Source organism: Bacillus sp. PS196 (genome assembly GCF_037963555.1).
Lineage (GTDB): Bacteria > Bacillota > Bacilli > Bacillales > Bacillaceae > Bacillus > Bacillus subtilis.
Genome location: NZ_CP150159.1, coordinates 3,004,482 through 3,018,404 on the forward strand (window position 1 = coordinate 3,004,482; position 13,923 = coordinate 3,018,404).

Here is a 13,923-nt window from a genome sequence, read left to right on the forward strand (position 1 = left end):
TCACTGATAACTGAAGAACGTGTAGTGCTTCTCACCTTAATTGTTAACCAATTATATTTTAAGGTTAACAATTAGAATATATTATTCTCTCCTGTTTCTGTCAATAGAAGAAAGCATCGATTTATGGCAGTTGGTTAAAAGGAAACAAAAAGACCGTTTTCACATAAAACGGTCTTTTTCGATTTCTTTTAACAGTCACAGCCACTTTTGCAAAAACCGGACAGCTTCATGCCTCATAACTGCTGTTTCGAAATGTCCCGAAGCAGAACGGACCACTCGGTAGCAATCAGAAGCTCCCTGTCCAGCATAGACAGCTGTCAATTCTTTTTCGATTTTGTCCACGCCCTCGGCCGGCGTTAACCGATCGTGTACACCAACAAGACTAAGGTGCGGGCGCGGCGCGATCAGGCCTTGGATCTCCGATGCGGAAAAATGCTTTGCAAGCGATGGGACGTAATAATAAAAGCCGTGCCTGTCAAGATTCTGTGTTTTGATCAGCACGTGATGATCCACCTGGCTGCACAAATCCACACACACCTTAATCCGGTCATCGAGCGCCGCTGTCCACCACGCCATCAAACCTCCCATAGACATGCCGATGGTTCCGATCCTGTCAGGCTGAACATCAGAGCGTAACTGCATATAGTCCAACGCACTTAAACTGTCATAAATCATCATCCCCCACATCACTTTTCCGGTGAGAAGCATTTCTTTAAATATCTCGCTTTCCGCTTTTCCCCGCCGATCTCCAAATCCCCAATGATCAATCGCAAGAACGCCGTATCCGAGTGAAGTAAGCTCATCAGAAAAAGAAGGCGTTTTCAAATAATCCGCTCCCTCAATCAGCTCACTTTTTCCCCTATCATACTGGCCCCCATGCGAATGCTGAAACAATACGGCTGGGCACGGTCCTTCTGTTTTCTTCGGCTTCACAAAATAAGCGGGCGCCTTTTCATGTCCATTTAAATCGAGCAGGAGCGTTTCAACGATATTTTCTTCTCTTTCTTCAATACGTAATGTCTCAACACTGATTGGCCTCCGATCAGGCAAATCACCAAGCAATCGAAACAGTTGCTTTCTTCTTTCGGCTCTCATCCCATCACCCTTCCTTATTCGCTTACTTCACATTTACGAGACAGTTCTGGGTTCCCCTTTATTTTTCCAACATAAATCACATCATTCACTAAATATTTAGTAAATATCATGAAATATTTCGAAAACAATTATTGTAACCGCTTACTTTTATATGATAGTATCAATTTATCAAAAACAGATGAGTTAATATTTTACTAAATAGATGAGAGGGATACCCATGGTTCGTATTAAAGATATCGCCTTGAAAGCTAAAGTTTCCAGCGCAACTGTGTCCAGAATTTTAAATGAAGATGAGTCGCTTTCTGTTGCGGGCGAAACGAGACAAAGAGTCATCAACATCGCTGAAGAGCTTGGTTATCAAACCGTTGCCAAACGCCGAAAAGCCCGCGGGCAAAAACAGCGGGCCCAGCCGCTGATCGGTGTGCTGAGCTGTCTGTCCCCTGATCAGGAAAGGCAGGACCCTTATTTTTCTTCCATTCGGAAAGGGATTGAAAAGGAATGCTTTGAACAGGAAATTTTCATTACAAATTCAATTCATCTCGGCTCCTTTCAGGAACATATCTTTCGGGAATTGGATGGTGTCATTGTCATCGGCCGTGTTCATGATGAAGCGGTTAAGCATATCAGCGGAAGGCTGGAGCATGCCGTATTTATCAATCATTCACCAGATCCGCAAGCATACGATTCGATTGGAATCGATTTTGAATCGGCTTCACGCCAGGCGATTGATCACCTTTTCGACTTAGGCTACAAACGGTTAGGCTACATTGGCGGACAAGAAAAAGAGCATACGCTGAAGGACGGCCAAAGCATTCGCAGAACGATTGAAGATAAACGCCTGACCGCTTTTTTGGAGTCAGCCGCCCCCCAGCCTGAGCATGTGCTGATCGGAGAATACAGCATGCGTGAGGGCTATCGCCTGATGAAGAAAGCAATCGATCAAGGCCATCTGCCGGAAGCATTCTTTATTGCCAGCGATTCTATGGCGATCGGCGCATTAAAAGCGCTGCAGGAAGCCGGACTGCAAGTGCCGCGGGATACCGCAATCGTCAGCTTTAACGGCATTGAGGAAGCTGAATTTGCCAGCACGCCTTTAACGACGGTGAAGGTATACACAGAGGAAATGGGCCGGACAGGCGTAAAACTGCTGCTTGACCGTCTCAATGGCCGAACGCTTCCTCACCATGTCACCCTGCCTACAACATTAATCGTAAGACAAAGCTGCGGATGTACAGCAAAGGAGGTGACATAAGCAAAGATTCATCACGATGATAAGGAGGAAAAGATGAAACACACTTTTGTTTTATTTCTCTCTCTTATTCTGCTTGTTCTGCCCGGGTGTTCAGCAGAGAAAAGCTCAGCAGATACCGCAAAAAAGACGTTAACCATTTATTCTACAATGTCAACCGACAGTGAAAGAGATACGTTCAGAAAACTGGCGGCAGCATTCGAAAAGGAACACAGTGACATTCATGTCAGCCTTCATTTCCCAGGCAATGACTATGAAAATATGATGCGTGTCAGAATGGCGGCCAATGATTTGCCAGATCTATTCGATACACATGGCTGGGGGAAAATCAGGTACGGAGAATATACAGCGGATCTCCGGGATATGGAATGGACTCAAGATCTTGATCCCAATTTAAACAGCATCCTCAAAAATAAAAGCGGAAAGGTGTATGCCTATCCGATCAATCAGGCAAAAGACGGTCTGGCGTATAACCGCAATATTTTAGACCGTTACGGCATTGCTCCGCCGGAAACCATGGATGACTTTATCAAAGCACTGAGAACGATTAAAGAAAAGAGCAAGGGAAGCATTGTTCCCTTCTGGTTTGCCGGATATGACAAAAGCTCATTCGCCCAATATTACGACCAATTCGCTACACCTCTTCTCATCACAGACCCTGCCCATAATGAAAAAAAACAGCTCATCAACGGCACTTTTCAATGGAATAAATTCACTTACTTATCAAAAATCCTCAAACAAATGCAGAAAGAAAAATTGATCAATATCGACGCCGTAACGGCAAAAAAATCACAGCTCATCGAATTAATGGCCCAAAACAAAATCGCCTTTACAATGCAAGGCGGCACCCTCGGCCAAGACGTTGCCCAGATCAACTCTAACGTCGAGGTCGGCATTATCCCGACACCTGCCATCCATCCCGGTGATGACCCGATATGGATCGGCGGTGAACGCTACACGCTTGCAGCATGGAAAGATTCGCCTCAATTAAAAGAGGCAAAAGAATTTATCGCATTTATGGCCCGCCCGGCCAATGCCAAACAAATGGCTGAAGCCACATCGCTTCCTTCAGGGCTGACCAATGTGAAAGCTGATATTTTCTACGCAAACGATTATGAGCATTATCAAGATGTCAAAGTCGAGCCTTACTTCGACCGTTTATACTTGCCAAACGGAATGTGGGATGTCCTAGGCACGGTTGGGCAGGAGCTGGCGGCTGACATTTTGGCGCCTCAAGACATTTCGCAGAAGCTGGGAAGAGAATATAAACGACTCCGGGAGCAATCGGAAACACAGGGAGCTGAAAACAATGAGTGAGATCGCAAGGGACGTTCATGTGAAACAGGTTAAGCCAAAAAAGCAGTCCTCACTTTGGTGGATGTACATTCCTGCTTTGCTCTCCGTTCTGGTCTTTATGATTTATCCGTTTGTGAAAGGCACATTGATTACCTTTACAAACTGGAACGGCTTTTCACAAGTCTACCAATGGGTTGGATTCGCGCAATATGAAAGGCTGTTTTCTGATCCTGACACTTGGCACATCTTAAAAAACACGCTGCTTTACGGGCTTGGCAGCACTTTTTTTCAAAATGTGGTCGGGCTTCTGTACGCTCTGCTCTTAAATCAAAGCATTAAAACGAAAGCGGTAACAAGAACAATTGTGTATTTGCCGGTGATGATCAGCCCGCTCATTATGGGCTACATTTGGTACTTTTTCTTCTCCTATGACGGAGGCGCGCTCAACGATTTGCTCGGGGTCTTCGGCATCAGCCCTATTAATGCGCTCGCCAGTCCATCGCTCAATCCATGGATCATTGTCATGATTAACACCTATCAATATGTCGGGATCGCTATGGTTGTCTACTTAGCCGGTCTGCAAAGCATTCCAAGAGATTACTATGAAGCGGCGCAAATGGATGGCGCGAAACAAGGCCAGCAGTTTTTTACCATCACGCTGCCGCTGTTAATGCCCTCCATTACCATTAATATGGTCATCAACATTATCGGAGGCTTAAAGCTGTTTGACGTCATCATTGCACTCACCGCCGGCGGCCCCGGAAATGCGTCACAATCCATGTCCACGTTTATGTATGATTTGTATTTCAAACGGCAGGATGCCGGTTATGCCGCAACGCAAGGCATATTTATGGCATTTGTCATTTTGATCATCAGCTTTTGCGCGCTTGCGTACTTTAAAAGAAAGGAGACGGAAATGTCATGAGAGCCGCCCGTACAAAAAACATGCGGATCATTACGCTTCTTGCCGCCATTGTGGCCTGTGCGCATTTTATTCCTTTTTATATCCTGCTGACCACTTCATTGAAAGCAAAAGGAGACTACAGTTCGAAATGGATATTCCCAGCCGACATCTCCTTTCATAATTTTTCAGAGGCGTGGGAGCGCGCTTCACTAGGAAACTCTTTTATAAACACCATGATCATCACAGGTTTTTCTGCCTTGTTATTAATTATATTCGGCTCACTCGCCGCCTACCCGCTTGCCCGGCGGGAAACGAAACTGAATAAAGCTGTTTTTGTCTTGTTGATTTCCATTATGATCATCCCTCCGTTAACGTCCATGGTTCCTTTGTACCGAATGGTCGTGAACGCCGGAATGGTCAATACACACGCAATCGCCATTTTCATCAATACAGCGGCTTACATGCCGTTAACCGTATTCTTATATTCAGGCTTTATCCGATCGACCATTCCAAAAGAGCTTGAAGAAGCCGCAAGAATTGACGGCGCAGGCATGCTGAAAATCTTTTTTACGATTGTGTTTCCTCTGCTGAAGCCGATCACTGCGACCATCTGTATCATTTCTTGTGTCTTTATTTGGAACGACTATCAATTTGCCATTTTCTTTTTACAAGATCAAAAGGTTCAGACATTAACAGTAGCCATGGCAGGTTTTTTCGGAGAAAACGCAAACAACCTTCATTTAGTTGCCGCAGCGGCACTTATGGCAATGCTGCCGATGGTTGTTCTGTTTTTGGCGCTGCAAAAATACTTTATTGCCGGCCTGTCTTCCGGAGCGGTAAAGGGTTAACATTAAAGGAGGAAGCAATATGAAAAAGATTACATTTATCGGTGCAGGGAGCACGATTTTCGCCAAAAATGTTTTGGGAGACTGCCTGTTAACAGAGGCACTGAATGGATTTGAGTTCGCTCTTTACGACATTGATCCCAAACGCCTGCAGGAATCCCAGCTCATGCTCGAAAATCTAAGAGACCGTTATAACCCAAGTGTGGCCATCAACAGCTATGATGACAGAAAACTCGCCTTGCAAAACGCAGGCTATGTCATCAATGCGATTCAGGTTGGAGGATACAAACCGAGCACAGTCATCGATTTCGAGATTCCTAAACGGTATGGGCTGCGCCAGACGATCGCCGATACAGTCGGCATCGGCGGGATATTCAGATCTCTCAGAACAATCCCGGTCTTAATTGATATCGCAAAAGATATGGAGGAAATGTGCCCTGACGCATGGTTCTTAAACTATACAAATCCAATGGCCACTCTTACAGGCGCCATGCTCCGCTATACCAATATCAAAACAATCGGGCTCTGCCACAGTGTTCAAGTGTGCACGAAGGATTTATTTAAAGCTCTCGGAATGGAGCATGACGGAATTGAGGAACGCATTGCGGGCATTAATCATATGGCTTGGCTTTTGGAAGTCAAAAAAGACGGCACAGATTTATATCCAGAAATCAAAAGGAGAGCGAAAGAAAAACAAAAAACAAAGCATCATGATATGGTGCGGTTTGAATTAATGGATAAGTTCGGCTATTATGTCACGGAATCGTCCGAACATAACGCAGAGTATCACCCATACTTTATTAAACGGAATTACCCTGAACTGATCAGCGAGCTGCAAATCCCGCTCGACGAATATCCGAGAAGGTGCGTCAAGCAAATTGAAAATTGGGAGAAAATGCGGGATGATATCGTCAACAATAAACACCTTACGTACCAACGCTCAAAGGAATATGGTTCAAGAATTATAGAAGCAATGGAAACAAACGAACCATTCACCTTCGGAGGAAACGTCTTGAATACAGGGCTGATCACCAACCTTCCTTCAAAAGCGGTTGTGGAAGTGACATGCGTCGCCGACAGAAAAAAAATTACACCGTGCTTCGCCGGAGAACTGCCTGAGCAGCTTGCCGCCTTAAACCGGACGAATATTAATACACAGCTGATGACAATCGAAGCGGCTGTCACACGAAAAAAAGAAGCGGTTTACCAAGCTGCAATGCTTGATCCGCATACAAGCGCGGAGCTTTCCATGAAGGACATCATCTCCATGTGTGACGATTTATTTGCAGCACACGGCGATTGGCTTCCGGAATACAAATAAAAACTAGGGGACTGCTCTCCCCTAGTTTTTTGGTTTTGTTTCGCCTTCCCAGGCCATCATGCCGCCTTCAACATTGACTGTTTTAAAGCCTTGCTCATCCAGGTACTTGCAGACGTTCATGCTGCGCATTCCTGAGCGGCAGATAAATACGTACTCTTTGTCTTTATCAAGGGTTTCCATTTTTTCAGGAATATCCCCCATGCGAATATGAACGGCTTGCGGGATCATGCCTTCCGCTACCTCTTCATCTTCTCTGACATCAATTAAATATAATTCTTCGTCCGCCTCAATTTTTTCTTTCAAAGCGGCTGTGCTGATTTCTTTTATTTCCAAAGAAAACACTCCTATTCACAGTGATCATGTTCAGTATATCAAAGTCAGCTGAACGATTGCTATTCTGAGACTGATGAAAAAAATCCCCTTTTGGCAAAGGGGATTTTTTCTAGGCTTAGTTTGCCACAATATTGACAAGCTTGCCAGGCACCGCGATGATTTTCCGAATCGTTTTGCCTTCAAGCTGCTCTTTGACCTTTTCATCTGCTTGAGCAAGCTGTTCCAGCTGTTCTTTCGTTGCATCGGCAGGAACCTGTAATTTCGCTTTTACTTTTCCGTTCAGCTGAATAACGATTTCAACTTCATCATCCACAAGTTTTGTTTCATCATATACAGGCCAAGCTTCGTAGGCAATTGTGCCGGAATGGCCAAGCTTCTCCCAAAGCTCTTCCGCTAAGTGTGGCGCGACAGGAGAAAGAAGCTTCACGAAGCCTTCCATATATTCTTTCGGCAGTTCTGTTGCTTTATAAGCTTCATTAATAAAGACCATCAGCTGGGAAATACCCGTGTTGAAACGAAGGCCTTCATAATGGTCTGTGACTTTCATAACCGTTTCATGATAGACGCGCTCCAATGTTTCACCAGCGCCTTCAACGATTTTGCCATTAAGCTCACCGTTTTCTTCAACAAATAGGCGCCATACACGGTCAAGGAAACGACGCGCACCGTCTAATCCTGATTCAGACCAGGCGATTGAAGCATCAAGAGGCCCCATGAACATTTCGTACAATCTCAGGGTATCAGCACCGTGAGAGGACACGATTTCGTCAGGGTTGACAACGTTCCCTTTAGATTTACTCATTTTTTCGTTATTTTCACCGAGAATCATTCCTTGGTTGTACAGCTTTTGGAACGGTTCTTTCGTCGGCACTACACCGATATCATAAAGGAACTTATGCCAGAAGCGGGCATACAGAAGGTGAAGCACGGCATGCTCTGCACCGCCGATATACATATCGACCGGAAGCCATTTTTCCAATTTTTCTGGTGATGCCAGCTGATCCGGATTGTGCGGATCAATATAGCGCAAGAAATACCAGCAGCTTCCCGCCCATTGCGGCATTGTATTCGTTTCTCTTCTTCCTTTTTTCCCTGTCTCAGGATCTGTGACTTCCACCCACTCTTTAATGTTCGCAAGCGGTGATTCGCCCGTTCCGCTCGGTTTGATTTCATCCGTTTTTGGCAAAATCAGCGGCAGCTCCTCTTCCGGGACAGCTGTTGACGTTCCGTCTTCCCAATGAATGACCGGAATCGGCTCGCCCCAATAACGCTGGCGGCTGAAGAGCCAGTCACGAAGACGGTACGTCACTTTCTTCTCACCGTTTTTCGTTTCTTCCAGCCAAGCGATCACTTTCTCAATCGCTTCCTGTTTGTGAAGGCCGTTCAGGAAATCAGAGTTCACGTGCTCGCCGTCGCCAGTATAAGCTGCTTCCTCGACGTTCCCGCCTTTTACGACTTCCTTCACCGGAAGGCCGAATGTTTTGGCGAATTCAAAATCACGCTCATCGTGGCCTGGAACTGCCATGACAGCACCTGTTCCGTATGATGCAAGAACATAATCTGCAATCCAAATCGGCAGTTTTTCTCCGTTTACAGGATTGATCGCATACGCTCCTGTGAATACGCCTGTCTTTGTTTTCGCAAGATCTGTGCGTTCAAGGTCACTCTTTGATTGAATTTCTTTGATATAAGCTTCAACAGCTTCTTTTTGCTCTGCCGTTGTGATGTTTTCCACTAATGCGTGTTCCGGGGCAAGGACAGTGTATGTAGCGCCAAACAGCGTATCTGGTCTTGTTGTAAACACCGTAAAGGAATCATCATGTCCATCTATTGCAAAATGAACGTGAGCGCCTTCCGAACGGCCGATCCAGTTGCGCTGCATATCTTTAATGCTTTCCGGCCAATCAAGCTCTTCCAAGTCCTCAAGGAGCCTGTCCGCATAAGCGGTGATTTTCAGCATCCACTGCTTCATTGGGCGTCTCTCTACCGGATGGCCGCCGCGTTCGCTCTTGCCGTCAATGACTTCTTCGTTGGCAAGAACCGTACCGAGCGCAGGGCACCAGTTTACAGGCACTTCGTCAACGTAAGCAAGGCCTTTTTCGTATAGCTTTAAGAAAATCCATTGCGTCCATTTATAGTATTCAGGGTCAGTCGTATTGATTTCGCGATCCCAGTCATATGAGAAGCCAAGCGCTTGAATTTGGCGGCGGAAGTTATCAATATTCTGCTTCGTAAACACAGCGGGGTCGTTCCCTGTGTCAAGCGCGTATTGTTCAGCTGGCAGGCCGAATGCGTCCCAGCCCATTGGATGAAGGACATCATAGCCCTGCATGCGCTTCATGCGGGACAGAATATCCGTAGCTGTGTATCCTTCAGGATGGCCGACGTGCAACCCAGCTCCAGACGGGTAAGGAAACATGTCCAGCGCGTAGAATTTTTGTTTTTCATTATTATCAAGAGTGGCAAATGTTTTGTTTTCAAGCCAATATGTTTGCCATTTCTTTTCTATCTCTTTGTGCTGAAAACTCAAAGTAAAAACCTCCTTCTGATTGAATACGGCGTGTATGGTTCAAGTATTGACGGGAAGGAGAGGATTATTCAGAATATTCCCAAACTAAAAAAAACTCCCTCATCCCTAAAAGGGACGAGAGACTTTCGTTTTCCCGCGGTACCACCCTCGTTAGCGCGGCATACGCCGCACTCACTTGATACTTTTAACGCAGTTATGCGTCAGCGGCTTTTCACCGCTGCAACTCTGAGGTGAGTTCGGAAACAAACTTGATTGACTTTCACCAGCCGTCAACTCTCTGCAACAATATCTGTTTCTTACTGCTCCTCTTCATTGTTCTTATCGCAACCGTAATCTAACTGTATTTTATAGAATTCTGTTCATAAGTGCAAGCAGGTTTGTATACAATGGGAATGTACCCTGAACGGGCGGAGATTGAGGACAATTATTCGGGTGGAGTTTTGGTTTGACGTTTGGACTCGGTCGGTTCGCCGCCGCTGTTCAGTTCTCTCACAAAGTCAAAACTTCTGAGAACAGCTTCACCGCCGTAGCCTGAGATAATGGATAAGATGACAAGTTGAATTCCTGAATCGGGGTCAGCGGATAATACAAGTAAAATGGAAGCCGTCATGCCGATAAACCAATCTTCCAAAAATCCAAGGTAGATAAACCGCTTCGTCATTCTGGGCTTCTCCAGCCTGCCTCTCTTTTTCACATGACCGAGAATCCCCATGATTCCTCCAATTACACAAGCAATGAGTACCTGATGCAGCATCTTCATCATCACCTTCCTAAAGCCCTTATTTCGTAAAGCGACTTCAGGCCATCCAGCCCCCTTAAACGATTCCGATGATTTTCGATATCTACATACCGGCAAATCTGTAAAAAGCTTGTTTCTTCCATTATATGTGAACACATGATCGGTAAGCTTGATGCATTGGATTCATTTTTCACCCAGTGACATTGACCTAGTCACCTATTTAGCATGTAAAAAACCTTTCCGTTCATATGTTCAAATTCTGTTCTTATTTTTAGTGTATACGAGGACAAGCCCTAATGACAAACAACAAACTGCACTTGCTTGAATCAGAACATGTGTTGTGCTACGGTTACTGTAGAATTCATTTTAAAAAAGGGGAATATCAGGCTTTCGCATAGCAAGCTGACGGCCTAAGGGGGATTTATATGGCTAGTTTTCAATCATTTGGGATACCAGGACAGCTGGAAGTCATCAAAAAAGCGCTTGATCACGTGCGAGTCGGTGTGGTAATTACAGATCCCGCACTTGAAGATAATCCTATTGTCTACGTAAATCAAGGCTTTGTTCAAATGACCGGCTACGAAACCGAGGAAATTTTAGGAAAGAACTGCCGCTTCTTACAGGGGAAACACACAGATCCTGCAGAAGTGGACAACATCAGAACCGCTTTACAAAATAAAGAACCGGTCACCGTTCAGATTCAAAACTACAAAAAAGACGGAACGATGTTCTGGAATGAATTAAATATTGATCCAATGGAAATAGAGGATAAAACGTATTTTGTCGGAATTCAGAAAGACATCACCAAGCAAAAAGAGTATGAAAAGCTTCTCGAGGATTCCCTCACGGAAATTACTGCACTTTCAACTCCTATTGTCCCGATTCGCAATGGCATTTCGGCTCTTCCGCTAGTCGGAAACCTGACAGAGGAGCGATTTAATTCCATCGTTTGCACATTGACGAATATCTTATCAACATCCAAAGATGATTATTTGATCATTGATTTATCCGGATTGGCCCAAGTGAACGAACAAACGGCCGACCAAATTTTCAAGCTGAGCCATTTGCTGAAATTGACCGGAACTGAGTTAATCATTACTGGCATTAAGCCTGAATTGGCTATGAAAATGAATAAACTGGATGCCAATTTTTCGTCGCTGAAAACATATTCAAATGTAAAGGATGCCGTTAAAGTGCTTCCGATTATGTAAAAAGATCCCGCTCATCCGGCGGGATCTTTCAGATTGTTGACAAAATCCTAAAATGGTTTTCATTTTAGGATTTTGTCATCTTTTCAGCGTGATTGAAAACCCTTGAAGTCTAGGAAGGACGAGCATAGGAGCGGAGCGAATGTTCTAATTCGTGAGCACCGAAGCGCAGGCCTGACAACGAATGCGAGGGTTTGTCGACACGCTGAAAGATCCCGCTCATCCGGCGGGATCTTTTATTATGAAGAGATTGATGCCTGCTTATTTGTTTCTTTAGCTGATTTTAGCCGTTTGTCATATAGAAGCGTTGTGGCAATACTGATCAGCAGCAATACCAACAGAGATAAAACAAGAGCCTTAATGCCGTAATGATCGACAAGCACTCCTCCGAACAGGGGACCAATCATTCTGCCGCCTGTCGCCGCACTGTTGACAAAGCCTTGATAAAAGCCTTCTTTCCCTTTAGGGGCAAGCTGATTGGCAATAGTCGGCACAGCAGGCCAAACAAGCATTTCCCCGATAGTCAGGATCACCATCGCAGCGAGAAACATCGGAAATTGCTTTGCAGTCAGCAGCATGCTGAAAGACACAATAAAAATGATAAAGCCGATGACCATTTGCGCTTTTAGCGACTCGGCCCATTTTTTCACCACAAAACTGACGAGCGGCTGGCCGAGCACAATGAGAATTCCGTTAACCGTCCACAGCACGCTGTATAAGGAAAGAGATATTCCAATGCTTTGTGTGTACGAAGCAATTGTGGTTGACCATTGAGAATAAGCCAGCCATCCCAGTACATAGCCTCCGCTTAAAATGATCAGTGCGGCAAATTTTGCTTTGCTGTTCACAGCATCGTAATCAAGCACGGATGTTTGGGACGCATCTCCCGTCTGAATATTTCGAAATCCGAAATATACAATAAAGAAAAAGACCAGATACAGCGCGGCATTCGCCAAAAATACATATGAAAACGAGAAAGACGCCACGACACCGCCAAGCGCTGAACCGACGGCCACGCCCGCGTTTTGCGCGACATATATCGCATTAAATGCCTTCCTTCCCCCTTCAGGCCATACCGATCCCGCCATTGCGTAGCTGGCCGGAAAAACAACACCGGAGCCAAAGCCCACAATCGTCAGCAGCACAATATAGGCTGGCCAATCATGAAAAAAGACAAGACCCATCAGGCTTGCTAACGTAATGGCTATCCCAAGCATAATCGATTTAAAACCGCCGATTTTATCAAACAAAAAACCTCCGCATAAATTGCCAGCCACACTGGCGCCGGAATTCAGCATCAGGACAAGTCCGGCTACTGTTAACGACTTTCCTAAATGATTATGGATATAAATCGTATTCAGCGGCCATAAAAAAGAAGCACCCGTCACATTGATAAACATTCCAATGACTAAAATTTTAAGAGCACGCGGCATACTCATCCCCCTTTCTTACCTAAAAAAGCTCATGAAAAAAACGAAACCTAAAACGGCTCCGTACGAATCCAGTTATCATAGCACATTCATTCTATCTGTCTCTCTCACATTTTTCAACTGATGAGCGTGAAAAAATCTAACAAATATTGTTTGAAAAATGTAAAATAAATAGAAAAAGGGGTCATATTATGGAAATGGTATTAGCATTCTTAGGTTTTCTGGCATGTCTCATTGCACTGGGCTATGGATTATATCACCTTGTCAGATATGTACTGAAAAAGGAAAAACGTTTCTCCAAGAGACTTTTTTGGCCGCTTTTCATTGGAGGCCTTGTGCTGCTCTTTACCGGGGCAGCATTGGCAGAACCTGACACTTCCGCAGCAAATGCCGAGAAAAAATATTCAGCGCTAAACGCCGAATATAAAAACCTCACAAAAGAGCATGAAGAACTTGAGAAAGAATATAAATCTGTCAGCTCCGAAGCAAAGAAATTAAAAGACAACAAAGAAGATCAAGACAAGCTTGAAAAGCTTAAAAACGAAAATAGCGATCTAAAAAAGACTCAGAAATCATTAAAAGCTGAGATTAAAGAGCTTCAAGAAAATCAAAAGCAGCTCAAAGAAGATGCAAAAACGGCAAAGGCTGAAAATGAAACACTCCGACAAGATAAAACAAAGCTTGAAAATCAATTAAAAGAGACGGAAAGCCAAACTGCCAGTTCTCATGAAGACACTGGAAGTTCTTCAAACAATACGAGTAAAAGTGATGAAACCAAAACAGCTGACAAAGCAGAAGGCTGTAATATCAAAGGAAGCAAAAACGGCATCTACCACACGCCAGGCAGTACATACTACGACCGGACAACCGATCCGGCTGAAATGTTTTGCTCAGTTGAAGAAGCTGAAGCCGCCGGTTATCGGGCGCCAAAACGATAAACAAAAAGCTCCAGAATGTCTGGAGCTTTTTCTGT

Annotated in this window: 12 protein-coding genes and 1 other annotated feature; of the genes, 7 read left to right on the top strand and 5 right to left on the bottom strand. The window is 44.8% G+C overall.

The features are described from left to right. Window positions 1-195: 195 nt before the first annotated feature. The gene (locus NST79_RS15655) at window positions 196-1,095 is read right to left on the bottom strand and encodes an alpha/beta hydrolase (RefSeq protein ID WP_212059381.1); all 900 of its coding nucleotides are present in this window, start codon (window positions 1,093-1,095) and stop codon (window positions 196-198) included. Window positions 1,096-1,312: 217 nt separating this feature from the next. On the opposite strand from NST79_RS15655, the gene NST79_RS15660 reads away from it, so the two are divergent. The 5 genes from NST79_RS15660 to melA are packed head-to-tail and all read left to right on the top strand — an operon-like array spanning window position 1,313 to window position 6,710. Beyond that, complete coding sequence (locus NST79_RS15660; RefSeq protein ID WP_033884841.1) at window positions 1,313-2,347, top strand: LacI family DNA-binding transcriptional regulator; 1,035 nt, start codon at window positions 1,313-1,315, stop codon at window positions 2,345-2,347. Window positions 2,348-2,380: 33 nt separating this feature from the next. Then, entirely contained in the window at window positions 2,381-3,661 is a 1,281-nt protein-coding gene (locus NST79_RS15665) for an ABC transporter substrate-binding protein (protein WP_192857926.1), read from the top strand. Next, window positions 3,654-4,565, top strand: a complete 912-nt coding sequence (locus NST79_RS15670; protein WP_029318280.1) for a sugar ABC transporter permease — start codon at window positions 3,654-3,656, stop codon at window positions 4,563-4,565. The genes NST79_RS15665 and NST79_RS15670 overlap by 8 nt, the downstream gene beginning before the upstream one ends. Further along, window positions 4,562-5,392, top strand: coding sequence for a carbohydrate ABC transporter permease (locus NST79_RS15675; protein ID WP_212059383.1), 831 nt, complete (start codon window positions 4,562-4,564; stop codon window positions 5,390-5,392). Before NST79_RS15670 ends, NST79_RS15675 begins: the two co-directional genes overlap by 4 nt. A gap of 19 nt (window positions 5,393-5,411) precedes the next feature. Continuing rightward, window positions 5,412-6,710: an alpha-glucosidase/alpha-galactosidase gene (gene melA, locus NST79_RS15680; RefSeq protein WP_212059385.1), complete on the top strand. Its 1,299-nt coding sequence runs from the start codon at window positions 5,412-5,414 to the stop codon at window positions 6,708-6,710. 21 nt (window positions 6,711-6,731) lie between these two features. On the opposite strand, the gene NST79_RS15685 is transcribed toward melA, so the two are convergent. The 3 genes from NST79_RS15685 to NST79_RS15695 form a co-directional block, all read right to left on the bottom strand. Next, the gene (locus tag NST79_RS15685; protein WP_004398993.1) at window positions 6,732-7,043 is read right to left on the bottom strand and encodes a rhodanese-like domain-containing protein; all 312 of its coding nucleotides are present in this window, start codon (window positions 7,041-7,043) and stop codon (window positions 6,732-6,734) included. Window positions 7,044-7,158: 115 nt separating this feature from the next. Next, window positions 7,159-9,573 (bottom strand): leucine--tRNA ligase, encoded by a 2,415-nt coding sequence (gene leuS, locus NST79_RS15690; RefSeq protein ID WP_003229173.1) that lies wholly within the window; start codon window positions 9,571-9,573, stop codon window positions 7,159-7,161. A 107-nt stretch (window positions 9,574-9,680) separates the two neighbouring features. Next, window positions 9,681-9,895 (bottom strand) — a binding site (T-box leader). Window positions 9,896-9,997: 102 nt separating this feature from the next. Next, entirely contained in the window at window positions 9,998-10,333 is a 336-nt protein-coding gene (locus NST79_RS15695) for a DUF4257 domain-containing protein (RefSeq protein WP_212059386.1), read from the bottom strand. Window positions 10,334-10,737: 404 nt separating this feature from the next. Between NST79_RS15695 and NST79_RS15700 the strand changes: the two genes are divergently transcribed. After that, entirely contained in the window at window positions 10,738-11,523 is a 786-nt protein-coding gene (locus tag NST79_RS15700; RefSeq protein ID WP_033884846.1) for a blue-light photoreceptor, read from the top strand. 236 nt (window positions 11,524-11,759) lie between these two features. On the opposite strand, the gene NST79_RS15705 is transcribed toward NST79_RS15700, so the two are convergent. Further along, window positions 11,760-12,953 carry an MFS transporter gene (locus NST79_RS15705; RefSeq protein WP_042977570.1) on the bottom strand — a complete coding sequence of 398 codons (1,194 nt, stop codon included), beginning with the start codon at window positions 12,951-12,953 and terminating at the stop codon, window positions 11,760-11,762. 188 nt (window positions 12,954-13,141) lie between these two features. Between NST79_RS15705 and NST79_RS15710 the strand changes: the two genes are divergently transcribed. Then, on the top strand, window positions 13,142-13,888 hold the full coding sequence (locus tag NST79_RS15710) for an LMBR1 domain-containing protein (RefSeq protein ID WP_048655239.1): 747 nt from the start codon (window positions 13,142-13,144) through the stop codon (window positions 13,886-13,888). Window positions 13,889-13,923 lie beyond the last annotated feature (35 nt).